This window comes from Bacillus sp. ISL-46 (genome assembly GCF_018613205.1).
Genome location: NZ_JAGGQR010000009.1, coordinates 147,019 through 171,305, shown reverse-complemented (window position 1 = coordinate 171,305; position 24,287 = coordinate 147,019). Strand labels below are relative to the sequence as shown.

Annotated in this window: 26 protein-coding genes and 1 pseudogene; 10 read left to right on the top strand and 17 right to left on the bottom strand. The window is 38.2% G+C overall.

Going from position 1 to position 24,287, the window contains the following annotated elements:
- Nucleotides 1-211 precede the first annotated feature (211 nt).
- The 3 genes from putP to J7E67_RS04095 all read right to left on the bottom strand — a co-directional run bounded on the left by putP (nucleotide 212) and on the right by J7E67_RS04095 (nucleotide 4,312).
- The gene (gene putP / locus J7E67_RS04105; RefSeq protein ID WP_285291915.1) at nucleotides 212-1,690 is read right to left on the bottom strand and encodes a sodium/proline symporter PutP; all 1,479 of its coding nucleotides are present in this window, start codon (nucleotides 1,688-1,690) and stop codon (nucleotides 212-214) included.
- Nucleotides 1,691-1,798: 108 nt separating this feature from the next.
- Nucleotides 1,799-3,367: an L-glutamate gamma-semialdehyde dehydrogenase gene (gene pruA, locus J7E67_RS04100; RefSeq protein ID WP_214711534.1), complete on the bottom strand. Its 1,569-nt coding sequence runs from the start codon at nucleotides 3,365-3,367 to the stop codon at nucleotides 1,799-1,801.
- A gap of 30 nt (nucleotides 3,368-3,397) precedes the next feature.
- On the bottom strand, nucleotides 3,398-4,312 hold the full coding sequence (locus J7E67_RS04095) for a proline dehydrogenase family protein (RefSeq protein ID WP_214711536.1): 915 nt from the start codon (nucleotides 4,310-4,312) through the stop codon (nucleotides 3,398-3,400).
- A 531-nt stretch (nucleotides 4,313-4,843) separates the two neighbouring features.
- Here J7E67_RS04095 and J7E67_RS04090 point away from each other — a divergent pair.
- Nucleotides 4,844-5,914: an SDR family oxidoreductase gene (locus J7E67_RS04090; protein ID WP_214711538.1), complete on the top strand. Its 1,071-nt coding sequence runs from the start codon at nucleotides 4,844-4,846 to the stop codon at nucleotides 5,912-5,914.
- 32 nt (nucleotides 5,915-5,946) lie between these two features.
- Here J7E67_RS04090 and J7E67_RS04085 read toward each other — a convergent pair whose 3' ends face one another.
- Nucleotides 5,947-6,327, bottom strand: coding sequence for a winged helix-turn-helix transcriptional regulator (locus tag J7E67_RS04085; RefSeq protein ID WP_214711540.1), 381 nt, complete (start codon nucleotides 6,325-6,327; stop codon nucleotides 5,947-5,949).
- A gap of 260 nt (nucleotides 6,328-6,587) precedes the next feature.
- On the opposite strand from J7E67_RS04085, the gene J7E67_RS04080 reads away from it, so the two are divergent.
- Both J7E67_RS04080 and J7E67_RS32235 read left to right on the top strand, forming a co-directional pair.
- Nucleotides 6,588-6,734 (top strand): BH0509 family protein, encoded by a 147-nt coding sequence (locus tag J7E67_RS04080; RefSeq protein ID WP_214711542.1) that lies wholly within the window; start codon nucleotides 6,588-6,590, stop codon nucleotides 6,732-6,734.
- A gap of 148 nt (nucleotides 6,735-6,882) precedes the next feature.
- On the top strand, nucleotides 6,883-7,098 hold the full coding sequence (locus tag J7E67_RS32235; protein ID WP_214711544.1) for an IS3 family transposase: 216 nt from the start codon (nucleotides 6,883-6,885) through the stop codon (nucleotides 7,096-7,098).
- Nucleotides 7,099-7,197: 99 nt separating this feature from the next.
- On the opposite strand, the pseudogene J7E67_RS04070 reads toward J7E67_RS32235, so the two are convergent.
- Nucleotides 7,198-7,413: pseudogene (locus J7E67_RS04070) on the bottom strand (fructose-bisphosphatase class III); the annotation flags it as partial.
- A gap of 180 nt (nucleotides 7,414-7,593) precedes the next feature.
- Here J7E67_RS04070 and J7E67_RS04065 point away from each other — a divergent pair.
- Together J7E67_RS04065 and J7E67_RS32505 are read left to right on the top strand one after the other, a co-directional pair.
- Nucleotides 7,594-8,154 carry an HPP family protein gene (locus tag J7E67_RS04065; RefSeq protein ID WP_214711546.1) on the top strand — a complete coding sequence of 187 codons (561 nt, stop codon included), beginning with the start codon at nucleotides 7,594-7,596 and terminating at the stop codon, nucleotides 8,152-8,154.
- 1,001 nt (nucleotides 8,155-9,155) lie between these two features.
- A complete protein-coding gene (locus tag J7E67_RS32505) occupies nucleotides 9,156-9,374 on the top strand; it encodes a YczF family membrane protein (protein ID WP_483861466.1) in 219 nt (72 codons plus the stop codon).
- On the opposite strand, the gene J7E67_RS04060 is transcribed toward J7E67_RS32505, so the two are convergent.
- The 3 genes from J7E67_RS04060 to J7E67_RS04050 are packed head-to-tail and all read right to left on the bottom strand — an operon-like array spanning nucleotide 9,371 to nucleotide 13,318.
- Entirely contained in the window at nucleotides 9,371-10,477 is a 1,107-nt protein-coding gene (locus J7E67_RS04060; RefSeq protein ID WP_214711548.1) for a GerAB/ArcD/ProY family transporter, read from the bottom strand. The genes J7E67_RS32505 and J7E67_RS04060 overlap by 4 nt on opposite strands.
- 28 nt (nucleotides 10,478-10,505) lie before the next feature.
- A complete protein-coding gene (locus tag J7E67_RS04055; protein ID WP_214731051.1) occupies nucleotides 10,506-11,714 on the bottom strand; it encodes a Ger(x)C family spore germination protein in 1,209 nt (402 codons plus the stop codon).
- A gap of 17 nt (nucleotides 11,715-11,731) precedes the next feature.
- Nucleotides 11,732-13,318: a spore germination protein gene (locus J7E67_RS04050; protein WP_251026553.1), complete on the bottom strand. Its 1,587-nt coding sequence runs from the start codon at nucleotides 13,316-13,318 to the stop codon at nucleotides 11,732-11,734.
- 429 nt (nucleotides 13,319-13,747) lie between these two features.
- On the opposite strand from J7E67_RS04050, the gene J7E67_RS04045 reads away from it, so the two are divergent.
- The 3 genes from J7E67_RS04045 (at nucleotide 13,748) to J7E67_RS04035 (ending at nucleotide 15,706) form a co-directional block, all read left to right on the top strand.
- The gene (locus J7E67_RS04045; protein WP_214711553.1) at nucleotides 13,748-14,212 is read left to right on the top strand and encodes a low molecular weight protein-tyrosine-phosphatase; all 465 of its coding nucleotides are present in this window, start codon (nucleotides 13,748-13,750) and stop codon (nucleotides 14,210-14,212) included.
- Between the two features lie 160 nt (nucleotides 14,213-14,372).
- Nucleotides 14,373-14,801: a hypothetical protein gene (locus tag J7E67_RS04040; protein ID WP_214711556.1), complete on the top strand. Its 429-nt coding sequence runs from the start codon at nucleotides 14,373-14,375 to the stop codon at nucleotides 14,799-14,801.
- A 29-nt stretch (nucleotides 14,802-14,830) separates the two neighbouring features.
- Entirely contained in the window at nucleotides 14,831-15,706 is an 876-nt protein-coding gene (locus J7E67_RS04035) for a nuclease-related domain-containing protein (RefSeq protein ID WP_214711558.1), read from the top strand.
- Nucleotides 15,707-15,852: 146 nt separating this feature from the next.
- Here the strand turns inward: J7E67_RS04035 and J7E67_RS04030 are convergent, their stop codons facing one another.
- Together J7E67_RS04030 and J7E67_RS04025 are read right to left on the bottom strand one after the other, a co-directional pair.
- Nucleotides 15,853-16,032 carry a hypothetical protein gene (locus tag J7E67_RS04030; protein ID WP_214711560.1) on the bottom strand — a complete coding sequence of 60 codons (180 nt, stop codon included), beginning with the start codon at nucleotides 16,030-16,032 and terminating at the stop codon, nucleotides 15,853-15,855.
- A gap of 324 nt (nucleotides 16,033-16,356) precedes the next feature.
- Entirely contained in the window at nucleotides 16,357-17,016 is a 660-nt protein-coding gene (locus J7E67_RS04025; protein WP_214711562.1) for a hypothetical protein, read from the bottom strand.
- 781 nt (nucleotides 17,017-17,797) lie between these two features.
- Here J7E67_RS04025 and J7E67_RS04020 point away from each other — a divergent pair.
- Complete coding sequence (locus J7E67_RS04020; protein WP_214711564.1) at nucleotides 17,798-17,971, top strand: hypothetical protein; 174 nt, start codon at nucleotides 17,798-17,800, stop codon at nucleotides 17,969-17,971.
- A gap of 127 nt (nucleotides 17,972-18,098) precedes the next feature.
- Here J7E67_RS04020 and J7E67_RS04015 read toward each other — a convergent pair whose 3' ends face one another.
- Both J7E67_RS04015 and J7E67_RS04010 read right to left on the bottom strand, forming a co-directional pair.
- Nucleotides 18,099-19,385 carry a Bcr/CflA family multidrug efflux MFS transporter gene (locus J7E67_RS04015; protein WP_214711567.1) on the bottom strand — a complete coding sequence of 429 codons (1,287 nt, stop codon included), beginning with the start codon at nucleotides 19,383-19,385 and terminating at the stop codon, nucleotides 18,099-18,101.
- Between the two features lie 178 nt (nucleotides 19,386-19,563).
- Nucleotides 19,564-19,938 (bottom strand): FixH family protein, encoded by a 375-nt coding sequence (locus J7E67_RS04010; protein WP_214731050.1) that lies wholly within the window; start codon nucleotides 19,936-19,938, stop codon nucleotides 19,564-19,566.
- A gap of 127 nt (nucleotides 19,939-20,065) precedes the next feature.
- Between J7E67_RS04010 and J7E67_RS04005 the strand changes: the two genes are divergently transcribed.
- Nucleotides 20,066-20,290 (top strand): hypothetical protein, encoded by a 225-nt coding sequence (locus J7E67_RS04005; protein ID WP_214711574.1) that lies wholly within the window; start codon nucleotides 20,066-20,068, stop codon nucleotides 20,288-20,290.
- A 172-nt stretch (nucleotides 20,291-20,462) separates the two neighbouring features.
- On the opposite strand, the gene J7E67_RS04000 is transcribed toward J7E67_RS04005, so the two are convergent.
- The 5 genes from J7E67_RS04000 to nirD all read right to left on the bottom strand — a co-directional run bounded on the left by J7E67_RS04000 (nucleotide 20,463) and on the right by nirD (nucleotide 24,267).
- Nucleotides 20,463-21,479 (bottom strand): SDR family oxidoreductase, encoded by a 1,017-nt coding sequence (locus J7E67_RS04000; RefSeq protein WP_214711577.1) that lies wholly within the window; start codon nucleotides 21,477-21,479, stop codon nucleotides 20,463-20,465.
- 131 nt (nucleotides 21,480-21,610) lie between these two features.
- Complete coding sequence (locus J7E67_RS03995) at nucleotides 21,611-21,856, bottom strand: hypothetical protein (RefSeq protein WP_214711579.1); 246 nt, start codon at nucleotides 21,854-21,856, stop codon at nucleotides 21,611-21,613.
- A gap of 206 nt (nucleotides 21,857-22,062) precedes the next feature.
- A complete protein-coding gene (locus J7E67_RS03990; RefSeq protein ID WP_214731049.1) occupies nucleotides 22,063-22,638 on the bottom strand; it encodes a Gfo/Idh/MocA family protein in 576 nt (191 codons plus the stop codon).
- Nucleotides 22,639-23,037: 399 nt separating this feature from the next.
- Nucleotides 23,038-23,877, bottom strand: a complete 840-nt coding sequence (locus J7E67_RS03985) for a formate/nitrite transporter family protein (protein WP_214711583.1) — start codon at nucleotides 23,875-23,877, stop codon at nucleotides 23,038-23,040.
- Between the two features lie 57 nt (nucleotides 23,878-23,934).
- Nucleotides 23,935-24,267: a nitrite reductase small subunit NirD gene (gene nirD, locus J7E67_RS03980; protein WP_214711585.1), complete on the bottom strand. Its 333-nt coding sequence runs from the start codon at nucleotides 24,265-24,267 to the stop codon at nucleotides 23,935-23,937.
- Nucleotides 24,268-24,287 lie beyond the last annotated feature (20 nt).

Below are 24,287 nucleotides of genomic sequence, written 5' to 3'. Positions count from 1 at the left end.
TTCTAGCAAACCAGCCCTTTTAGGTGCGATATAGTAGGAATATTCCTGTAATAGGATTCTCCCTATAGGAATAAACATGAATGAAAAAAGCTGAACCCGTAAGTTTATACGAGTATCAGCTTTTTCACAAACATATTCTATAAACCTATCCCCATCTTTTTAATGTAGAGAATTCAACCACCTGTTTTTTAGGGTCACCGGGACTAACTGGTTAAGCCGAGTGTTTATACTGGTCAAATTCTCTTTGTAATTGCTCACTTGGTTCTGGAGTCATCAAGCTGACAATCCAGATGGCAGCCATGCCTACCAAGAATCCTGGGATGATTTCGTATAAGCTATTTTTCAATACAGGTATACTGGCCCAAATGATGACCGTTACGGCACCGCCAATCATTCCGGCAAGAGCGCCCCATCTGTTCATCCGTTTCCAGTAAAGGCTCATCAGAATGACTGGACCAAAAGCGGCTCCAAAGCCAGCCCAAGCGTATCCGACCAGCGATAAAATGGTTCCATTTTTATCAAAGGCAATCACAACGGAAATAATGGCAACGACTAACACCGATAGTCTGCTGATAAACAGTAGTTCTTTATCTGTTGCTGACCGGCGGAAGAACGTCTTATACACATCTTCGGTCAGCGAGCTTGCTGTCACAAGAAGCTGGGAAGAAATAGTACTCATCACCGCCGCTAATAAGGCTGCCAGTAAAAATCCAGTAATCAATGGATGAAATAAAATTCTACTTAGTTCAATAAAGACGGTCTCAGGATCCGATAGTGTGAGTCCCTGTTTAGAGTAAAAGGCCAAGCCGATGAAACCAGTAAACATCGCACCACAAACAGAAAATATCATCCAACCCATACCAATTTGCCTTGCTTTTTTAATTTCTTTAACCGACGAAATAGCCATAAAGCGGACAATGATATGCGGCTGGCCAAAGTAACCTAAGCCCCATGCCATTAAGGAAACAATTCCTAACACAGTGGTTCCTTTAAAAATATCAAATAACTTGGGATCGATACCCTTTATTTCATGAAATGCGGGACCAATTCCGCCTACTTCCATGATTGTCACAACTGGGACTAAAATAAGAGCAGATACCATAATTAAACCTTGTACAAAATCGGTCCAGCTCACCGCTAAAAATCCGCCAAATAAAGTATAGGCAATCACAACAGCAGCGATAATCCAAAGTCCTGCCTGGTAATGCAGATTAAAGGTGGTTTCAAAAAGAACCCCGCCTGAAACCATTCCCGACGATACATAGAAAGTAAAAAAGACAATAATAATGAGTCCAGAGGTCAAGCGCAGCATAGACGAACGATCACCAAAACGGTTCTCTAGGAAAGCAGGAATGGTCATCGAATTGTTGGCGTTTTCTGTATAAGTTCTTAACTGTGGTGCTACATAAAGCCAGTTTAAATAGGCCCCTATGGTTAATCCAATAGCAATCCATGATGCACTTATACCTTGAGAAAACATCGCCCCGGGAAGACCCATGAGCAGCCAGCCGCTCATATCAGATGCCCCAGCACTTAGTGCTGTGACAGCAGGCCCCAGCCCTCTTCCGCCTAACATATAATCTTCTAGATTAGACGTTCGCTTGTAAGCAAAATAACCAATGATCAGCATACCCACCATATAAATACCGATAGAAATAAGAATCTGTGTATTCAAAAGCCCATCCCCCATTCTATTTTTGACTCCAAAAATCACATGAAGCGCTTACAATTAAAGTTTAAACACGGTTGTTTTTTGGGGAATCCCCCCTGTAGAGGGGGTTCCCCGATTAGGATGTGATTAAAGTTTTCTAGATTTCAGTTTCGCTTGCGTAAACAACAGCAGGTAATCGTATCCGCCAGCTTTTGAATCGGTGCCTGACATATTGAATCCGCCAAATGGATGGGCACCCACTAATGCACCCGTACACTTTTTATTAATATAAAGATTTCCGCAAAACATGTTTTCAAGGGCATACTGAATGCGTTCTTCATCCTGGGAATGATAAGCGCCCGTCAATCCATAGTCCGTATCATTATAGATTTCAATCGCTTCCTGCCAGTCAGCTGCTTTCGCTAGGGCAAGGACAGGACCAAAGATTTCCTCCTGCATGATCCGGGCTTTTGGTTGAACATCCGCAATCACGGTTGGTTCAATGTAGAAGCCGTTCCCATCTGCTCTTGAGCCGCCTGTAAGCAATCGGCCTTCTGTTTTGCCAATTTCGATATAGCCGATGATTTTATCCACTGATTTTTGGTCGATTACCGGTCCAATCGCATAGTTCTCTTCAGGAAGACCCACGGTTAAATTTTTCGTTAACTCCGTTACTTTCTCAACCACTTCATCATAAACCGATTCCACAATAATCGCTCTCGAGCCCGCGGAACATTTTTGTCCTTGGAAGCCAAAAGCCGAAGCGACAATCGCCGCTGCTGCTGCATCTAAGTCGGCTGTTTCATCGACAACAACCCCGTCCTTGCCGCCCATCTCAGCAATGACACGCTTTAACCACAATTGGCCTGGCTGAACCTTTGATGCTCTTTCATAAATACGGCATCCTACCGCACGTGAGCCTGTAAAAGAGATAAACCGAGTGCTTGGATGCTCGACCAAATACTCACCCACATCGATTCCATCCCCTGGCATATAGTTGAGGACGCCTGAAGGAAGACCGACCTCTTCCATTAATTCCACAAATTTGGCTGCAACCACAGGAGTAGCATCCGCTGGTTTCAAAATAACCGTATTCCCTGAGACAATCGCTGCGACCGTTGTTCCAGCCATGATCGCTAGTGGGAAGTTAAACGGAGAAATGATAATCCCTACACCAAGAGGAATATAAGAAATTTGATTTTCTTCCCCTTCAATTTTTACAAGCGGCTGATGTATGCTTGTCTCACTAAGGCGAATCATTTCTCTCGCATAGAATTCCATAAAATCGATGGCTTCTGCTGTATCAGCGTCAGCTTCAGCCCAGTTTTTCCCTGATTCATAGACAAGGTAAGAAGAAAACTCGTGCTTGCGCTGTCTCATTAAATCTGCTGCTTTGAATAGATATTCCGCACGCTCAGCTGGAGCAACCTTTTTCCAGGTCTCAAAGGTTTTCAACGCTTCCTGCATCGCTTGTTCAGCGAATTCCTTGTTCCCTTTACTAACAGACCCAATGACTTCATCTACATTTCCAGGATTAATAGAAATGGTTTGTTCCTCGGTGAATAGCTTTTCATTGCCGATCACGAGCGGGTACTTCCTGCCTAGCTCCGTTTTCACTTTTGCAAGAGCCGCAGTCATCGATTGCTTATTTTCTTCCAGAGAAAAATTGGTAAAAGGCTCATTTTTGTAAGGTGCTTGTTGTGTTGTAGTTGTCATAATTTTCCGACTCCTTTTTATATAAAATTGCTATTTTAATAGATTTTTAAGAACAAACCATACATTGGCGGGTCTCTCAGCCAACCGTCTCATAAAATAACCAAACCAGTCTACCCCGTAAGGCACATACACACGGACATTAAACCCTTCTTTTACTAGTTTTGCTTGAATATCCTCACAAATTCCATAGAGCATTTGAAACTCAAATTGTTCTTTTGCTATTCGGTGTTCACTGACTATCGTTTTTGTATATTCAATCATCGCTTCATCATGAGTGGCTACCGCTGTATAGTTGCCGTTTAATAGATGCTGCTTAATAATCTTTTTAAAATTTTCATCGACATCTTTTTTCTCCGGAAAAGCAACGGTTGGAGACTCTTTGTATGCCCCTTTTACGAGACGCAGGTTTGCATTCAGTTGATTTAAGTCGGCAATATCCTGTTCTGTTCTAAAAAGGTAGGCTTGAATAACGAGTCCTACATTGTCATATTCCTTCCGAAGCTCTTTATAAATATCCAACGATACTTGACAGTGGTCATAATCTTCCATATCGATTCTGACAAAATTCTGATGGAGTTTAGCCCGGTTAAGAATCTTACGCATATTCTTCATACATAACTCTCTGCTAATATCTAGGCCAAGCGATGTCATTTTAAGAGAAAGATTGGAGTTGACCCCTGCTTCGGCAATAGCATCGAGGGTTTGAACGCACATGGCCGTTGATTCCTGTGCTTCTTCTTCTGTATAAACAAACTCCCCCAGGTGGTCTAAGGTGACCATTTTCCCATCACGATTCAACTTTTTCACGGAATCAATCGCTGTTTGGATGGATTCCCCCGCCACAAATCGCCCTGCGCCAAAACGCAAGCCGTATTTTTTTGCTAGTTTGTTAGCTGAGGTATTCTTCCCAAGCGATTGAAACATATTTCTCATTAATAATTCCATTGCCTTCAAACCTCCTTCATAGAATGAACATTATTGTTTATTATGTAATGCCTTTACCCAATCTTATAACAGATTATACATAAGTGTCTATATATTTTTAAAATTTAAACACATTTGTTAACTTGTTAATCTGAATATACTCCTTGTTCAGTGAATTTTGAACAATATTGTAAGGAAATCGTACATAGTTTTTTATTAATTGTTTAAACTTCAAAACACCTTAAAGACAAACTAAGGGTACAAAAAAAGGCCCTGCGAGAGGACCTTTACTTAAAGAAAATTATTTTCTTTCTTTACAAGTAAATAGTCTAATTCCTTCAACTAAACCCATGATCTATTTTAACCTCACCCTTTTTATTTCCAATCCTTTGTAAAACACCCATTATGTTTTTAACACCAAATATTTAGCTTAAGAGCACTGCTGAATTACAAAAAAGTGCTTATGGCACTTCAAAGTGCGTACTTCTCAAGTGTGGTTACTTGATGCAAAATAACAGTGAACGAAGCACAGTACAGAAGGAGCTGCACACTATGAATAATGAATCTAAAACAATACGCAAAGTCGCCTTGGTCGTAGGTGCAAATGGTGTCATCGGTCGCAACCTCATTGATCACCTCATTACCCTCCCTGATTGGGAGGTGATCGGCGTATCGCGTCGAGGCGGAGAGTCTGTCGGTCGCGTCCGGTATGTGGCTGTGGATCTGCTCAATATAGACGACACCCGCAAGAAGCTAAAGAGTTTAACTGAGGTAACACACATCTTCTATGCCGCCTATCAGGACCGTCCGACTTGGGCCGAACTTGTTCCGCCTAACCTTGCCATGCTAGTGAACACCGTAGAGGCGATCGAACCCATCGCATTGGGCTTAAAACATGTCAGTTTGATGCAGGGATACAAGGTATACGGCGCACATCTCGGCCCGTTCAAAACGCCTGCTCGTGAGACAGACGCGAACCATATGCCGCCCGAGTTCAATGTTGATCAGCAAGATTTCTTAGAACAAAGGCAAAAAGGTAAGGCTTGGACTTGGTCGGCGCTCCGCCCTTCTGTAGTCTGCGGCTTCTCACTTGGAAATCCGATGAACCTCGCCATGGTTATTGCGATCTACGCCTCAATTTCGAAGGAGCTTGGACTTCCGCTTCGGTTTCCGGGCAAGCCGGGTGCTTACGACAGCCTCTTGGAGATGACAGATGCCGGGCTTCTCGCGAAGGCAACAGTATGGGCGGCGACTGAAGAGCGTTGTGCCAATCAGGCATTCAACATCACGAACGGCGATCTGTTCCGCTGGAATGAATTATGGCCGAAGATCGCTCACTACTTCGGCTTGGAGACGGCTCCTCCGCTGCAGATGTCACTGGACGTTGTCATGGCGGACAAGGAGCAGCTTTGGAACAAAATGGTCGAGAATCATGGGCTTGCTCGGCATTCCTATAAAGACGTATCCTCCTGGCGATTCGGTGATTTCGTGTTCTCTTGGGATTACGATTTCTTCGCCGACGGAACTAAGGCCCGTCGCTTAGGTTTTCACGAATACATCGATACCGAAGCGATGTTTATGAACATCTTCGACGACTTTCGCAAACGCAAAGTTATCCCATAAACGAAAAGCCGACCTTGTATTAGGCCGGCTTCTTATTTATTATGTACTTCATCAAGCTGTGGGTTTGCTAGAACGGTAGCCCTTCCCCCGAACTTTTTCTCTATATGCGAATCCCCCCACCTACACATCAGATGCAGGATCTCCTTTAGACTCCAGCCGTAGTCTGTCAATTCATACTCCACCTTCGGTGGAACCTGGTTGTAAGAAATGCGTAAGATCACGCCTTCCTCTTCAAGCTCCCGAAGATGCTGTGTTAACATTTTTTGAGTAATTGCGGGTATCAAGCTTTTCAATTCATTGTTACGTTTCTTGCCAAAGGTTAGATGAAAAAGAATTACGGGTTTCCATTTCCCTCCAATTACTTCCAAAGTTGCCTCCACCGCTGTGTTGTAAATCTTATCAGGATCCTTCATTACATACCTCGCCTCCCTTTTTTTTGAATATTCCGACACAGATACACTCTAAACAAACACAGGTTTTTGCAAAACGAATTTTCCTCTTTTTAACTGCTTCAAGACTCAAGTAGTAATAAACAACCTTTTTATATTAATTCCTGAAAAATTATCTATAATTGATATTGGTTTAATCTCACTTTGAGATATATAATAAAAACAAGAAAACGCTTACACAACGTATCCACTTCGCTACTTCTCATATATAAGGAGGATTTAAGATGAGCCAAATAGAAAAAGATTCCAAAGTAAAGCAATTACTAGAAAAACAAAAATTCAATGAGAAAGAAATTGCCAAGATGACAGATCCACAGATTGAATATTATCACTGGCTCTATTTTGAAGATTCTATTTATGATTATATGTAAGTTCAAAAATAAATGATAATAAATGAGCTTTTGTACCCCGTACAAAAGCTTTTTTGTCTGACAAGACAATCCTAAATTTCAAAAGATTTTTAGTTATTTTAATCGGGAAAAACTTAATTAAAAAGACCTCTACATACTCGTTGAAATCTTGATATTACTGTCAAGAAAAGCAAATGCCTTTGATAATGCATGTATAGAAAGCTTTTTCTCCTTTCTAAAAGCAGAACGTAAAGAGCTAAAAATAGTAAAGGTTATAGACGAAGCTAAGAGGATTATTCATGAGTATATAGTCTATTATAATCATCAACGAATTCAAGGTGTTTTAGATTACAAAACACCTAAACAATATGCAGCGGCCTGTTAGGAGACAGACCACAAGGCTAGTGTTTTTCCTTCGCATCTTACCTCGCCCACAGAGAAATGTGGATCAATTTGTGTGCCTTCATCAAAGCCATTTCCTAGATTAATGCTTTAGTTCGACGACAATAAACATTATTATATAAAATATTTCCTCTCCAACATTCGTTTCTAGAACCTTTTTTCTCTCTAGTTCTTTATCCACCAATCTTTTTACTGATAAAACATCTGTTCCATTTAGTAGAACATCTTCTTTTGAATTAAAATGTTTATGGGCGACAAGTTTCATACCATAGGAATTATATAGTAAAGTGTATCCAGTCATGTTAACTGATGTTGTTAGAGTATGTAGAATGAGAAGCGGATAAAAAACGGTCGTAATCGGAAAATTCGAATATATTAATCTTTAAATATTCATAGTTTTCGTATAAAATAACTTTTATGGCAAACACTCTGACAAAACCCTTGCCAAATTTAGTTTGAAAGCCTGAGGAAAAAGGTTATGAATCCTGAAAAAAGTTTGGAGAAAAGCTGGAGTAATCAACTAATTATAGGTTTAACAGCATATTTAAAGAAAATGAAGGGAGAAGCTACAAAAGAAGACAGAATTGATTATATTGATTCCCTTATTTCAGCTACAGGTGGACTCATTGCTATAATCATCATTGGTTTAGTAGCGGTTAATTTAGGATATCCCATGGCCTTAGGTCCTCTTGGTGCAAGTTGTCTGCTTGTATTTTGTGCTCATAAAGGTCAACTGTCTCAACCTCGCCACGTTTTTGGAGGACATTTATTTTCTACCACTTTAGCACTTATCACTTGGAGTATATTAGGTAAGAGTCTATTCACTATTGGCCTAGTATTAGCTATCGTACTAATTTTAATGATCCTTACCAAAACGCTTCACCCTCCCGCAGCTGCTAGTGCTTTTGTTGCTGTTAACTCCCAAGCAGGATGGGGATTCCTTATTACGGTTGTAATGGGTACTTTCCTATTAATTATAATATCAATCATCTATAATAACTTGTTTCAAACAAGACAATACCCACAGCGCTGGTTGTAAAACTAAGAAACTATAGAAGCTAACAAAACTAATCAAACGCCTTATATCGCTTATAAGGCGTTTTTATATATTCATAAATCCACCCCTTATCCTCGCGTGAAAATACTTAAATTATACCTGAGTCCAATTATAACAGATATAGTTTGAGACCGTTGATATTCTAAATACCGAAGTATTGATCGAATTCCGAATAAAAAACTGGATCGCAATTTAATCGATCCAGCACGTATTATTTTTATGAAGTTTTTCTTATAATTCTCCTTCATCCTTGATTTTCCACATGATTTAACGAACTATGTTAAGTATCTTACTACAAGGACCATCTACATCTGTCCCTAGTATCGGCCCCACCTACGCCAGATACGCTGACGGCCACGCATGCCATCCAACCCATTATTCATTATAATAGAAAACGCTTACATTTCCAAATTTTAATTGAATTTTCAGAAAAAATTCTTATAGTTATATATTGCTGTTTCTTTATGGAAATAAACCCTTAATCGATCTGGTAAAACCATTATTGGTCAAAAACTCAGTTCATTTTAAATAGGGTATATATGACGTTTACTTTCACGTCATGCACAATCAAAATTTTGGTAGAGAAGGAAAAAGTAATTCAAATTTATCAAGATTTATTTGGGGAAAAAAGCATTCCTTCTTTGGCGGAAATCACAATCCTGAAATCAAGTTTCTAAAGAATACACTCAGCCTTAGGGCTTCCTTGGCTGACAATAACAGAATAAGGATTAGAAGAATACCTAAAAACCAATATTTTATAACCACTAGTTTCAAAAACAAAACAGAAGAAAATTTTTTAAGTGTATCTTTATAATTTAATAACAGGGGAAATTCCTTCAATACAAAAAAATCCTTCTTATTTGGAGAACCGTTTTTTGCATGGTTAGGTTTTAACATATTGTTCCTGCCAACAGCAATAATGAAAACACCATCAATAAGTCATACTATGGGAAAGTTTGTAACACACAGGAGGTTTCATTTTCATGAGATCATTCATTATATTTGTTTTTCTTCTTATACTGAGTATAGGTTTTGCTGTTGCAATGGACTTGTTTTTAGGTCAGACAATTTCTCAATGTTGGCAGAACTTAAATAACCCGTTTTGGTTGATGGATTCAACGGAAATATCCTCCTCTTTAATTTTAATCTCAATATGGTTTTTAAAGCCTATGATTATGTTTGTGAAAAAGAAAATTCATTAAATATCTCGTAATCGTTGACTAAATTTTTTTCGAATCACAGCTATAAGAAGAAGGAATGCGGGTATGATTTCTCCAAAAAGAGGAAATATGGTTTTGAGTGAGAAATTTCCCTCCTCCAGATGTCCTGAAAAATCAAATGCGATCATACTAGAAGAATAGAGAATGATGATTCCGATAGGAGCTACCATTTTCCTATAATCTTGAAGGTTAAATAAAGCTGTTGCCCCCATAACAGCTGCATAATAAAAAACAGCAATCTTGAAAAAGTTGCAAATAATTAACGTTAAAATAACAATTAAATCTAGATGTTGTATAAATTCCCCAATGTTTATTTTACTAATCATTGTTAACAATGGAAATGATGAGCGACCTGCAATGTCAGAACCGAGTACAGCTGTATCAAGTGCGATTGTATAGCTTAATGTCAAACCACTAAAAACCACTGCCCAAAATCCCATTTTTACCCCTTGTTTGTCGCTTTGCAGCAATGGAAATAGCATCGCAAAGCAAATCATTTCTCCAAAGGGGAAAGATAATGTTTGACTATAAAATGTTGTGAAAACAGGCTTCCATCCGTCACGAAGTATGGGTAATAAGTTATTTATATCTATAACTCCAGAATATATGAGAAGAAGGTTGCTTATTAGCCCTAAACATATAACCAGTACCAAATAGAATTGAGCTGTTCTGACTAATACTTCAATTCCCTTATAAAGAACATACGCGATTGTTATAATGATCGAGAGGTTAATAATCAGCAATGGTGTTTGATCTAATATGGCGCTCGTGAGAATTTCCCCCCCATCTCTCACATCTCTAGCTGCACCATAGATAAAAAAAAGGATATACAGTAAACTTAACGGCCATCCTATATATTTCCCTAAAATAGTTTGAATATAGCTGATAAGCGGTTGCTGCGGATATATTCGAAAGAGAGAACGGTATATAAAAAAAAGGATGATCCCACCTGCTGCTCCAAAAAAAATGGCCAGCCAAGCATCCTTCTTAGCCTGTAGTCCTAAACTAACGACAAGAGCCGTACCAAAGTTAAACAAAACAATGAGAGAAAAAAACTCCCCGGCACTAATTTTTGCTTTTTCCATCGTTTACATTTCTCCATTCCGCTTTTATCTATTCCGTTTCACTGAAAAGATATGGGATTGATCTCATCCCAGGACGTCTGATTCTCGTTTCGACATGAACTTCTACTTTGGATTTTGCAAAGATGTTACTCCAGTTCTTTTCTATTTTTTTCCATTCTTGTTTATTTGTTCGTTCTAATGCTTCTCCAAAACCAAAAATATCCGTGTGATTTCTTTGTGCTTGGGATATTGCGTTCTCTACTTCTTTTTTCGTTTCTTTCGCCCATTTTTTTTCTAACTTTCTAATTTCTTTAGACTTTTTTAAGTCAATGGCACACAATATATGTCCAATACTGCCCTCTTGTTTAACAAATAGCTGAATGGTAGGAATACGATCTCGACTGCTGGCTTTAATTTTAGTTTTGGAACCTCGAACTTCAATACTAAGCCCCCTTTTTTTCTGTTTACAGCCGATACTGACAGCAGATCCTCTCAGCTTATTATTAATCACTGCAGCGCCTCGTGCTGTTTCACCATTCAACCATCCAACTAGCTTACCGTGTTTAAACATAGCTAGACCGCTAATTTTTATAATTGTGGCTGGTGTGGTTCTTTTTATATCGGATTCCTTTAATCCTGATTCGGCATGTTTAATCAGTTGAACTCCACTAATAGCAGGCCCGCCACCTTTTCTTAATGCTCCCCGTATCACCTCATCCACTTCAATATCGTAGCCTTTAGACAATTTTTTGACCATTGTGTCGAGCTTCCCTTTTATTGCAAATGCTGGGACTTTTTCTATAGGTGTAAGTGTTTTAAGGACTTCTTCCGCTTTAGCATCTTTAGCTATGAGTAAATTTGACGTTAAACGACCTTCATCATCTCTTTCAAAAAAATCTAATATACCGTGTATACCTTCTTTTGCTAAGTCTTCTCCGATTACAATAATGTTTATATGGGAAATCATTAGCTGTCGAGGTGTTTCTTCTGCCGCATTGCGAAGTGCTTCGAATACCGTAGAACCAGAACTACTGTAAACTGTAACAGGTGTAGTTCTTCCTGTCCCTGTTTTTCCCGAAATTTCTGTTGGATTCACAACTTCATACGAGACGCGATATTCCTCTTTTCCTTTTGTTTTATCTAACCCTATGGCCATTACAAGAGCTATTTTATTTAACTCACGCTCATCCCAACAACCCGTAAGGAATATTGTACATACAAATAATAAGCAAAAAAGACTGAAAACCGTACGCTTCATCTGCATTCCCCTTTGCTTTATTTCCTCGATTCACTAGCCGACGATTTGAGTTTATCAGTTTTTGTATTCACTGCATTTGTTTGATTAATCAAACGAGAGTGCGCTACGTAAGACTTGAAAGGAGCACGAATCACGGTATCCTTTTGACCTTTCCAAGAAAAAGGCGTGAAAGGGGCCAGATATGGAATACCAAACGAACGTAAACTATTCATATGAGCGACTAATAAAATCATCGTTAACGTCAGTCCGTAAAAACCAAGCAGCGCTGCTATGATCATTAAAGGAAAACGAATCATTCTCGCGGCAATGGTCAAATTGTATGCGGGTATCGCGAAACTCGAAATCCCTGTTATAGCTACGACGATTACCATTAGTCCTGTGACAATTCCTGCTTCCACAGCGGCTTGTCCTAATACAATCGCTCCTACAATCGAAACAGCTTGTCCGACTGCCCGAGGCATACGAATGCCAGCCTCACGTAATATTTCAAATGTAGCTTCCATAATCACAGCCTCGATCAAGGCAGGGAAAGGAACTCCTTCTCGTTGAGCCATAATATTAATGAGAAGAGAGGTTGGAAGCATTTCCGGATGATAGGTAGTAACTGCAATGTAAAAGGATGGTCCCAGTAATAAAATAAAAAAGCTTGTATATCTAATTAATCTCATTACTAAGGCAATATCATATCGCTGATAATAATCTTCCGATGATTGAAAGAACTGCGAAAAAACAGTTGGTAAGATGAGAATAAACGGAGTACCATCTACGAATACGGCTATTCTTCCTTCCAATAAGTTACCAGAAACTACATCCGGCCGTTCTGTATTATATATAGTTGGAAAGGGAGTAAAGGTTCGATCTTGAATAAGTTCTTCAAGGTATCCTGATTCAAGAACAGCATCAATCTGGATATCTGTCAGCCTCTGTCGAACCTCCTGTACAAGCTCATCACTAACAATTCCCTTCATATACATAATTACTACATTAGTCTGTGAAACCTTTCCGATTCTCATCGTTTCTAATCGTAGCTGTGGACTTTTAAGATGTCTCCGGATAAGAGCAATATTAGTTGTAATGGATTCGTTAAAACTGTCCTTAGGTCCTCGGATATTAACTTGCGAAGTCGATTCTGTAATTGCCCTCCACTGACCACCTTTTGTACTGCCCGATATAGCTTCAGCATAGCCATCTATTAAAATGATTGTATCGCCTGACAAAATGGAAAAAATGAGTTCATTCCAATCTTTTAGAATATTTACATTCCCAATTGTTAAAGCATTATTTAAGATAAGATCGAATACATGATTAGAATCTATTTCTAATTTACTGTCTGCCGTATCTACCATTAACGATCGTATAACATATTCGTTAACAGATTGCTCATCCGTTAACCCGCTTATATAAACAACCCCAACTGGAATGCTTGGAATGTTCCCAATCTGAAACGAGCGAATAACGAGATCAGGGCTATCACCAATTTCTTGTTTAATTTTATGCAGCATAGTTTCTAAATTAGGCTCGAGTGAGTATCCTTCTGTATCAGATTTCAGTTTATTTCTTTGCTCTGCCTTAGAATGTTTATTTTTATTTCGCAGGAATTTCATACCATTTGAATACTCCTATTCATCATATTCATATAACCTATTATCAGTTTTACATATTTAGGTTATTCATTAAATATTTTCTATATATTTTCATACTGGTATGAGTAAATTGGAAACACACAAGAGATACAGTTATTGGCTTTTACATAAAACTATCATGACCCAACCCACGCATAGCAAGGAAGGATAGATTACCTTGATTCAAATTAAGCTGATCTGTCATGAACTTAAACGATTGACAGACGATTATTACAAATGCGAAAATCCTGAAATCAAAGAACTAATACATGACGATTTGAAACTTTTGAGTGAAGCCCTGTTTCTTAGTGATCTTCCAGATGAAATAGTCACTAGCTTAGGTTTCCACTTTACTTAAAGTAATCAAATTAAGTAAACTATTTGTTAGATAAGGAAAAAGGAGTTATTAACATGATCAATGTCTTATTTGTCTGCTTAGGAAACATTTGCCGTTCTCCGATGGCTGAAGCTTTGTTTCGCGACTTACTAAAAAAAGAAAATTTGACCAATAAAGTAGCCTGCGATTCCGCTGCTACAAGTGCATGGCATATTGGATCTCCTCCACATAAAGGAACCCTAGCCATTTTAAAAACTTACAACATCTCATCAGATGGTCTGGTCGGACGCCAATTAACAAGGGAAGACTTTGAAAAATTCGATTACATCATCGGCATGGATGAAAGTAACACAAAGAATATTTCTGAGATAACCGGCAAGCCTAATCATCCAAAAATCATTCGTCTGCTTGATTTATCTGAACAGAATAAAGATGTCCCCGATCCTTATTACACAGGTGATTTTCAGGAAACCTATGATCTTATTTCACAGGGTTGCCAAGCATTACTCGAGAAAATACGCATCGAACAGACCTTATAATACGATATCCCGCTAATATTTTGATTGGCGGGTTTTCTTTTAATGTTAATCAACTCAAATGTGATAGGAATAAAGTCTAAAGGAAAATAGATGGATTTACTTTCTACTATCATTTCTTAAAAATAAGAGTAGTAGATTTTGAAAGGTAGCGATCGATAAAATGCTTTATATAAGAGATATTGAGGAAATAATTGAAAATACTTTGCAAGAACACCAATTAACTATTGATTATGAAATGAACAATAAACTACTTGCACCTATGAGCTTTAATGTAACGACGAATACGATTAAGTTTAACTATTTACAAATTAATGGATATATTGCAAATATTAACTTTAAAATTAAAGAGACAGATGTAGATTGTGTTAAAATTATTCTATATCGTCAACTCGGTTATTATTTAGAATTTAAGAATAACAAACATGATTTAAGGGTTTTAAAATATTTCGAGGATGAAGAAAAAGCACAGCTTCTAGCTAAAATAGAAACGAATGCTTGGGATTCTGGCAGAACATTGGTACCTGAAAAATTAGTAAATTCCTATGATAAAGTCCGTGAATTAGATAAAATGCTATTAAAAAACTATTAAATATGATCTGGTAGACAAGGAGAAATGAAATGACCTGGTTAATTATTTCCACAGTACTAGCTGCATCTGTCGCTTGGCTTATTTTTATCGTAAAAAAGGAAAAGGCGAAACAAAAAGAAATGAGAAGCAACCATTTCCAAGAGGTAACAGCCATTAAAGAATGGCAAAAGGCTTCGATGGAAACGGCAGCAACTAAATTCGATGAGAAGGTCATGCTTTTGAACGAATCATTCCAACGTGAAATAGAAAAACTGTTGATCGAAAATGAAGTGATTCGGAAAAATTATCGAAATGGTGAGGAAATCATTACCCATCAATTACTAGAAAATTTTAAATCAGATTTAGTGAGAAAAACACTTATTTCACCAGATGAAATGATTATTATGCCGAACATTTTTATTCCAGAGAAAAACGGTACTACGCGGCAGATCGATCACATCGTCCTTTTATCAACCGGTATTTATGTAATAGAAACAAAACACTGGAAAGGCCACATCGTTTTGGGATTAAAAAGAATGGGCAGCCACAAGTTTTCGTTCTTAACAGAGATAATAGACAGTGAAAAAGAGGAAACGCTCGTATTTGATAAGGATGAGTCGGGAGCATTAACTGTGAAGACTTATGAAAATCCAATTAGTCAGGTTCAGGAGACAGCCGTCATCCTGTCCAATTATTTACAAGATCAAGATATTACAACATGGATCAACACATTGGTATTCTTTAATTACGATGAAAATGAAAAAGAGGTTCACGATTGGTCGGATAACAGCATCGTAAAACGGATTACGAATAAAGAGCAGTTACAACAATTTTTTATCCATGAGCTTACCTCCAAAGATAGAATATATGGAGCTTTTCAGCTTAATAATATAAAGCATCTGATCGAACACGCGAATTATATTTGAGTTTGCAAGAATCTTAGTTTTAACAGGCTAATAAACACCACTTTTGGTACAGTAACACGCCCAGGGCATATAAAGCTCTGAGCGTGTTGATATATTTCTGCTTATCTAATTTCTAATCTTTTTGCCAACCTAAATATATTAAATAATCATTTATAAATGACTAAGTAACAATCTCTAATAACAATCTCATCAATAATAACCATGGATTTAAATTTAATATCAAGTATCTTCACAACCTTAGATTCTATTAACCAATTATTTAATTCTTCTGAATCCTCAAATACTTCCACATGAATTCCTGAAGCAATCTCATTACATAAACTCATCAAAATCCTCCAAATAGTTATTTAACAAAACTTCCAAATCCATTGCTTATGGAAAGTGGAAGAATCTTGGTAATCAGCATTATTGTTAGTGATTATCTTCGAAACTCAATGAGTCAATATATGTTAGGTGGTTACACCAGGCAAATTCCATACATTTTCTTATTAAAGGTTAAACCACCCAAAAAGCCCTCATTTAACTTTACCTTTCCAAGCAGTAATAAGTATGGAAGTTAGCTAAAAAAACCCCTGATGAAATATTTTCATCTTGGGGTGTGAGTCAGCGAATTATGTGAGTTTCTTATTATAGTGAAAAATGAAAATGCTTTAAATTCTATTTGCACTAACGAGCACTTTTACGGGTTCTTCAAGGTGATTAACCAGAATTTTATGGTTGTCTTTTGCGATCTTCACAAATTCATTAGTAACTTTTTGCAAGCCTCTGCGGCTTTCGCGTGAGTAGTGAATATTGGTTTCACAACTTTCTTCGACGTTCTTTTCTAAACGTTCGATTACGTCAACCGCTAATTTGATCGGCGTTACAGCCAATTCCTCTAATCGTTCAGAAAATTCTTCCACTCGCTTTACAGGCTGATCCGATTCTTGTTTCAATACGTCATTTTTTTCAAATTTGCTGGATACACCTTTGAAGATTTCCCTGTTGAACTTCCATGATTCTTTATAAAAATTAGCGATTGATTTTCTATATTCTTTATTGAACATAATCACTTCTTTTACATTCTTAAGATAAGCTTCTTCACTACTATCGTGGAACTTTCTTGCTTGATCCACTATTTGCTCGTATTGGTTCCAAAGCGTTTCTACATATGTATTTGACAGAACTACTTCTTCTTGAGCTTCAGCTTTCATTTCTGTGTTTGTATCTACTAATGGATTAGATACAATTACTTCTCCTTGATGTTCAGCTATCATTTGAGTTTTTACTACCTGACCTTTTTTACTTTTCTTTGTCGTGGATGAATTCATTTTCGTTCCTCCTCATAATTTACATTCGTTTCTCTATGGAATCCTTCTTTTGAAATGAAGGGATTAAGAGCTCAAATATGCTAGAACTTCTTCTTTTGAATATATATGTATTTTACATCTATAGGTCGAATATTGTCAATTATCGAATCCTTTTGACTAATTGAAATTTTTTTGGGTGCTACAGAATTTAAGAATTATCGACATTATGTGTGCGAGATTTTTCATTACCCAAATAATATAGTATGGAATAGATCAACAGAATTCGTAGGTCATATTCTTTATTTTGGGGCTGATGATGATATTCAAGATAAGGAATGTGGGCTCGGAAATAACTTTCCCAATCTGTTTCCTCGGTTTTATCAAACAGCCGCTCTAGGATAGCAATTTGACTTAATCAGCACTTGTCCCATTCAGTTTTTATTCTAAGTACTATTACTACCACCAAACAAAATGATTTACCTCCTCCAAGCGTTTGCATGTATTGCAGACGCTTTATTATTTTTAAAAATTGTTTAAGCAAATCGCTCATTTTGTCTTAGCACTTTGACAATTTCACCCTAATTTCTGTAAGCAATTATAGATTGTGAAATTTTGTACTTAAAGTAACAACTGTTTAGTTGAAGAAAAATTCATATTAATTTCATTCTTTCTGTGAGTTTTGGTTGCTACCTTTATAAAAAACTATGTCGAAATAAGTGAAAGCGTTCACAAATAAATGTGGTAATCGCTTTCAAAATCGTGTATAATTATATTAAAATTATAACTTGAGAGGTGAAACAGCATGAAAGAATATATTTTTCTTCTAGAAGAACCGGTAGGTACTAGAGAAATTAAGATTTTAGCATCAGGAATGATGGATGCCTTCAAAAAGGCAAAGGAATTTCGAAAAAATATTGTCCAAGGTACTAAATTAAAGGTCAATATGATCTTAAAAGGTGTTAGATATACGGATTAACCTTTGATAAAAATATATTGAAAGGAAAAATCCTAAACTATATGTTCTTATTAAGATTAATAGTAGATCAATAAAGGAGAACACATTCGCTGGTTAACGAAATGTGTTCTCCTTTCATTTTATATTTTTAGATACTGGGTTTCTTTACTGAGCACTGGTCATTGGATAGTTGTATCCCAAGCGTTGCTTTTCGTACCAATACAAAATAGGATAGGAAAGCCAGTAAACTTGAGCAAAAGATGATGACGCCCATAGGAACGCCTGAATACGCCCCTGCTACTCCCACAAGCGGAGCCGTTAATGACCCAAGTACAAATGGCAATAAACCTAATAATGCAGAGGCACTACCCGCAATATGTCCTTGGTTTTCAATCGCTAAAGTAAAAGACGTGGTTCCAATAATACTGATGGAAGATACAAAAAAGAAAATCGGAATCGCAACTGCGAGAAGTGGTGCGTTTAATAGTAGTGCGATGAGTAAACCGGCACCCGCTATATTAGCGATGGCTAAACCTATTTTTAAGAAAGTCCGCTCCGAAATAGTGTCTGCAAAGCGGCCGACCAACTGACTTCCAATAATTAAAGCTAATCCATTGGTCCCAAATAATAAACTAAATTGCTGCGGTGTGACTTCGTAAATATTCTGATAGACAAATGGAATCCCAGATACATAGGCAAAGATTCCTGCAACAGTAAATCCTTGAGTCAGTGCGTACCCCATGAACGTTCGATCTCTGAATAAAGAACCAAAGTTGTTCATGATTTGTGGTAAATTGCTTGGAACACGGTTTTCTGTTGGCAGCGTTTCTTCTAATTTTAAAGCAACCGTGAAGAGCAAGACGGCACCTACACAAGCCAATGCAATAAAAACCCCATGCCAATTGGTAAAAGCAAGAATCCCCCCTCCAGCAATCGGTGCAACGATCGGCCCGAGGTTCCCCACTAACACCATCATCGTAAAGAACTTGGTCAGTTCCCTCCCACTAAAGAGGTCTCGAACAATCGCTCTAGAGATCACAAGTCCGCCGGCAGCAGCAAAGCCCTGGACTAATCGAGCGATGATAAGGAAATAGATATTGGGCGCCAACGCACATGTTATAGAAGCAAGTAAGTACAAGGTGATAAAGATTAACAAGGGTTGTCGGCGGCCTTTCACATCACTTAAAGGACCAATAACCAATTGTCCTAATCCCAGGCCTAATAAACAGGAGGTTAAACTAATTTGTACAAGTGAAGCCGTTGTATGAAAATCTTTTACAATCGTTGGAAAAGACGGTAAATACGTATCGATTGTAAAGGGTCCTAACAATCCAAGTGATCCAAGAAGTATTGCAAGCTGTATTCGTTTTTTTCCACTAGGTTTATTCAATGTCCATCGCCTTTCTATAAAAGAAGTATTTTTTGCTCGTTGCATTTATTTCGAAATCCAAAATAATAAATTTTATTATAACCTGAGCCCTGCTCAGGGGTAAACAATTAAATTATATGGAAACGATTTCAATTTTCGAGCATAGGTGAAAAAGAAACAGAGGGATGGTTTTTCTGCTCCGTCCCCCCTTTTTTGTATAAAATAAAAAATCCTGTTTCCAACACTATTGTGCATGATTATAAACAATCGAGAATCTTTTTTCACCCATCCATTTTTCTCCGTTGTCATCTATTTTAATGGTAGCCGTATAATCCCCTTCCATTTCAAATGTAGCTTGTCCAACATATACACCATTTTCTGTTTCCTGCATTTTCATAGAAATATCTCCATGACTCATCCCTTGCATATCCAAATCTGCGCTAACCTTCGCACCTTTTACTGGTTTACCTTCTCGATCTAATATCTTAATTTGTATGGGAGTAGATTGATCTGGTGTAAATGATTTGGGAGTAATTAGCTTGATCTCAAAATTATTTGAACTGCAGCCTGTTATCAAAATTAAAATGAGGCTAATAATTAAACTCGTACATTTGTTCATTACACCCCATCCTTTCTTTAGTTAAATATTGATAAAATAAAATGAGGCACTCACCCTTTAAGATTATCATCCAAAACCATGACAGATACAAATATTTCATTTGGACGGAAGGGGTATATTTTTTATTGTGGAAAAGAAAAAACCAGATATGCTTCGGCATATCTGGCTTTTTGTTGCCCTTCTCGCCCGTATCCTCTTAGATTGGCATCTCCTTGCCGATATGCGGCTCCTCAAAGCCAAAAAATTCCGTGTACGCCTGGCTCAACTTCTCGATATCGTGGACCAGAATTCCGATATGCGTAATGACATTATTGCTCAGCAGTTCTGCCATCTTTATCATCCTTTCGACTAAAAGAATTTTCTTTGAATATCGAGGGGTGAGCGTGTTAAAGCCTGCATAGCCGCAGGGGTACTGCCTGTCGTGGACGCGTACCAATCTGCTTTCGTTGAGCAAACGTTATGGGACAACAAAGCTCTTGGACTTGGAAAAATGCAAATCGAAACGACTGACTTTACGGCACCGGCTATTCCCTAACGGATGCTGCTGCTCTTTCAAGCGCTAGAATCACCTTATCGCACCACATATCGAATTCCTTGTCTTCTTTCTGAAACTCGGGATGCTCCAATACGTACTTCAACGTTTGCTTAATCCCTTGGTCAAAGCGGGTCGTTGCGACAAAATTGGGAACCAGCCTCTTCAGCTTGGAGTTATCGAATACAATGGAATTCGCCTTATCCCCTATCAAGGCGCCTCTATAATCCTCTGTACTGCACGCAGCCAAAAACTCCGATGAAACATGAACCGCACGGAGTTCGACCCCGAGCGCATCGGCTATCGCCGCGTAGATTTGATTCCAGGTCAAAGTTTCGTCGGATGTAATATTGACGGATTCCCCGATGGCATGAATATTGCCCATTAACCCGATGAAACCCTTGGCAAAATCGCTGTTGTGCGTCATCGTCCAAAGGGATGTTCCGTCTCCGTGAATGATGACGGGTTTGTTGTCCAACATGCGTCTGACAACCTGCCAAGTTCCATTCTTTCCGTGAACACCCAGCGGTATGGAACGATCGTCATAAGTGTGGCTTGGTCTCACGATCGTAATGGGAAAGCCGTTGTTCCGGTATTGCTTCATCAAATATTCTTCACAAGCGATCTTGTTTCTCGAATATTCCCAATAGGGATTGGATAACGGCGTGCTTTCGGTAATCTGATAGTCAGCTAGAGGCTTCTGGTAGGCGGAAGCGGAGCTGATAAACATAAACTGCTTTGTTTTTCCTTGAAACAAGCGGTAGTCTCTTTCCAGCTGTGCAGGATGAAAAGCAATGAAATCCGCAACGACATCGAAGTTCAGATTTTGGATCAGTTGCGATACATGCTCCTCATCGTTAATATCCGCTTGAAGAATGTTTACGTATGCCGGCAAGCCCTCATTACGGGTGCCCCTATTCAGGAGATACAGCTCGCAACCTTGTTCCAACAACAACCTCGTGATAGCAGAGCTAATCGTTCCAGTTCCTCCAATAAATAACGCCTTCATATTTCGTCCGCCTCCTCAAAAATTTTACGGTTTGATCTCTGACATTCATGAGACCCAGCCCTTAAACATTTTCAAAAATAACTTCCTTGTCTTTTTCTCTCCTTCCATTTATGTAAGAATCACTTCGTTCATTAGTCTTCAAAAGGATATTTAAGCCCCCATTGACGTCGTAATTCATCACACTGCCTAATAATGGATAAGCTTTGTTTCCATGTCATGATTGGCGATTCTTTCAGATTCTTCCTTATACATTCATTCACATGTGCAATCTCATACTGAAATCCATCATCATTAATGCCTTCGACCCTTTGAGGTATATTTTCTTCATAGGTAGTGATCTTACCTTCCTTCATCACATTAATTAAGTAGGTTTCCAAAAGGATGGTACTTCAATATAGCCTTGAGTACCATAGATCATGGCAACATCAAGCATATCCGTTCTCACACCGCTACTCATGACGACAAGCTCACCTTTGTCATACTTGGCAATGTAACTTGCTTGCTCATCGACTTGAATATGGTATTCATCAGAATCAATAGTTGCGTATCCTGTAAATGCAACTGGATATTTCCCTAATATTTCTTAGGCAAAATGAAGATTATATACACCTGCATCGAGAAGACCGCCACCAGCAAGCTCCGGATTCATCCATCGTTGATCACGGAGTTCAACCGGTAATCTGAAAGAAAATGCCATATTCATGGCTCTTACTTCACCGATGCCCTCATCATTTAAGAATGACTTTATCTTATTCATAATCGGAAAAAATCTTGTCCACATGCCCTCCATGAAGAATACATTGTTCTTCTTAGCACATTCCAACACTTCAATCAGTTCGTTTTCATTGACACATGCCGGTTTTTCTACCAATACTGATTTTCCATGCTCCATTGCCATGATTGCCAATTCTTTGTGTGCTGTATGTGGTACTGGAATGTAGACGACATCAATATCCGTTCTCTTTACCAAAGCTTCATACTCTAATGCCACGGAAATATTGTGCTTTTGGGCCATCTTCTGCGCACTTTCTATTGTTCTAGAGGATATAGCCACAATTTCCATATCATTCAACTGTTTTGCACCACAAATCCATTTGTCTACAATGCTCCCTGACCCCATTATTCCCCACTTTATTTTACTTTCCATTGTTATATCCATTCCTTTCGCTTCGCTCAAGACATAAAATGGAATGAAATCCGTAAGCCTTGAGCTGTTTTTTGTATTCTGAATATACGACCCAAATTGGCCTACAGACAGGGAAATCGATCAGCGACATTCATACGGGCTTTCGTGTTTTTTTGTTTTGTTTGCGCTTTCATCCTATCAAAATCCCAGAATCAGAGAATTAGAGAATATTAAACGATTTAATTGGACATTATTGAATCGATTGTTCGGCCGAATTGCGCTTAACACCCTCCAAACCTTTCTTTATGGGGTCCTGATGCATGTCCATCTACCTGCCTCGTTAGCGATTTTCTTGTTTCACAAAAAGAAAGTGCCTAAAATAACTTTTAGGGCACCCTCTTATAAACGGTTGTTTTTATTTTAAACCTACAGTTAGGAAGAAACTCTCTTTAAATTACTAGAAAATGTAGATACTTTTTCTTTTGTAATATCTTTTTTATAACTCAAATACATTGCTAGTCCAGTAAAGATAAATCCACTTGCTAAGTTGCCAACTAATACAGGAATTTGGTTCCAAAACCACCAATCTGCTAAACTAACATCCGCACCAAACATCATACCAGCTGGGATGACAAACATATTAACAACAGCATGCTCAAACCCTTGACCAAAGAAGGTTGTAATCGGTAACCACATGGCGATAATTTTTCCAAGCGTACTTGTCGTAGTCATAGCCATAATTGCCCCCATTGTTACCATCCAGTTACAAAGCATCGCCTTTACAAAGACAACCAGTATTCCATTAGATCCCATAGCTTCATATGCTATTGTTTTAGCTTCAGCTACTTTGATAATCTTTTGCACTAACGGATGTTCAAACGTTTGACCATCATTTGTGAACGCAACATAACACAAGGCTGCATAGACAATTCCTCCAATTAGATGCCCAACAATTACCCAAAACCAGTTATAAAGCATTTCTCGGACGGTAGCTTTTTTCACTAAGACTGCTACAGGTATAAGGGCAAAATTCCCAGTGACCAGCTCAAAACCTAACAGAATGATCATAACAAAGCCGACAGGAAATATAATAGCTCCCAACATCCCAATGTTTGTTTGAAGTTCGAATAAAAAGGCTAAAGTTGTAGCAAAACCTAACAATGCTGCTCCTAAAAATCCACGCATTAGTAATTGTGAAATAGATAACTTTGCTTTCTTTGCACCCGCATCAATCATACTTTCTAAAACTTTACTTGGAATAACATAATCCATTACTACCACTTCCTTCAGTAGGATTCAGCTTTCATAGCTTTTTGAATAGACAACAAGTTATTCCGCTACTATTAAATAGACCATTTCATTTTCCACTAATGTTTGATAGGTTTTGACACATCCATGGTCTGGTGCTTGCACCTGACCGTCCTCCAAACAAATTTTCCAATCATGCATGGGGCAAAAAACATGCTCCCCACTTACAATCCCTTCACTTAAGACCCCAGCTTTATGAGGGCATTTATTTTCAACAGCCTTTATCTTTCCGCTCGATAGCTTAAATACCGCAACTTCTGTACCCTCATCCAACCGAACCGTTTTTCCCACGCGCTCCGGTAATTCTGAGATTAGACCAACACATACCTTTATTTTTGTCTTCTGCATATCCATTTCCTCCTCAACGAAATATT

Coding starts and splice junctions, on each gene's coding strand:
- J7E67_RS04010 (WP_214731050.1), bottom strand. CDS start 19,938: ATGAACAAATGTACGAGTTTAATTATTAGCCTCATTTTAATTTTGATA.
- J7E67_RS04030 (WP_214711560.1), bottom strand. CDS start 16,032: ATGAGTTTATGTAATGAGATTGCTTCAGGAATTCATGTGGAAGTATTT.
- J7E67_RS04000 (WP_214711577.1), bottom strand. CDS start 21,479: ATGAAGGCGTTATTTATTGGAGGAACTGGAACGATTAGCTCTGCTATC.
- nirD (WP_214711585.1), bottom strand. CDS start 24,267: ATGGATATGCAGAAGACAAAAATAAAGGTATGTGTTGGTCTAATCTCA.
- J7E67_RS03990 (WP_214731049.1), bottom strand. CDS start 22,638: ATGGATATAACAATGGAAAGTAAAATAAAGTGGGGAATAATGGGGTCA.
- J7E67_RS04045 (WP_214711553.1), top strand. CDS start 13,748: ATGATCAATGTCTTATTTGTCTGCTTAGGAAACATTTGCCGTTCTCCG.
- J7E67_RS32505 (WP_483861466.1), top strand. CDS start 9,156: ATGAGATCATTCATTATATTTGTTTTTCTTCTTATACTGAGTATAGGT.
- pruA (WP_214711534.1), bottom strand. CDS start 3,367: ATGACAACTACAACACAACAAGCACCTTACAAAAATGAGCCTTTTACC.
- J7E67_RS03985 (WP_214711583.1), bottom strand. CDS start 23,877: ATGGATTATGTTATTCCAAGTAAAGTTTTAGAAAGTATGATTGATGCG.
- J7E67_RS04065 (WP_214711546.1), top strand. CDS start 7,594: ATGAATCCTGAAAAAAGTTTGGAGAAAAGCTGGAGTAATCAACTAATT.
- J7E67_RS04055 (WP_214731051.1), bottom strand. CDS start 11,714: ATGAAGCGTACGGTTTTCAGTCTTTTTTGCTTATTATTTGTATGTACA.
- J7E67_RS04020 (WP_214711564.1), top strand. CDS start 17,798: ATGAAAGAATATATTTTTCTTCTAGAAGAACCGGTAGGTACTAGAGAA.
- J7E67_RS04080 (WP_214711542.1), top strand. CDS start 6,588: ATGAGCCAAATAGAAAAAGATTCCAAAGTAAAGCAATTACTAGAAAAA.
- J7E67_RS04025 (WP_214711562.1), bottom strand. CDS start 17,016: ATGAATTCATCCACGACAAAGAAAAGTAAAAAAGGTCAGGTAGTAAAA.
- J7E67_RS04085 (WP_214711540.1), bottom strand. CDS start 6,327: ATGAAGGATCCTGATAAGATTTACAACACAGCGGTGGAGGCAACTTTG.
- J7E67_RS04090 (WP_214711538.1), top strand. CDS start 4,844: ATGAATAATGAATCTAAAACAATACGCAAAGTCGCCTTGGTCGTAGGT.
- J7E67_RS04040 (WP_214711556.1), top strand. CDS start 14,373: ATGCTTTATATAAGAGATATTGAGGAAATAATTGAAAATACTTTGCAA.
- J7E67_RS04060 (WP_214711548.1), bottom strand. CDS start 10,477: ATGGAAAAAGCAAAAATTAGTGCCGGGGAGTTTTTTTCTCTCATTGTT.
- J7E67_RS04095 (WP_214711536.1), bottom strand. CDS start 4,312: ATGGAATTATTAATGAGAAATATGTTTCAATCGCTTGGGAAGAATACC.
- J7E67_RS04035 (WP_214711558.1), top strand. CDS start 14,831: ATGACCTGGTTAATTATTTCCACAGTACTAGCTGCATCTGTCGCTTGG.
- J7E67_RS04050 (WP_251026553.1), bottom strand. CDS start 13,318: ATGAAATTCCTGCGAAATAAAAATAAACATTCTAAGGCAGAGCAAAGA.
- J7E67_RS04015 (WP_214711567.1), bottom strand. CDS start 19,385: ATGCAACGAGCAAAAAATACTTCTTTTATAGAAAGGCGATGGACATTG.
- putP (WP_285291915.1), bottom strand. CDS start 1,690: ATGGGGGATGGGCTTTTGAATACACAGATTCTTATTTCTATCGGTATT.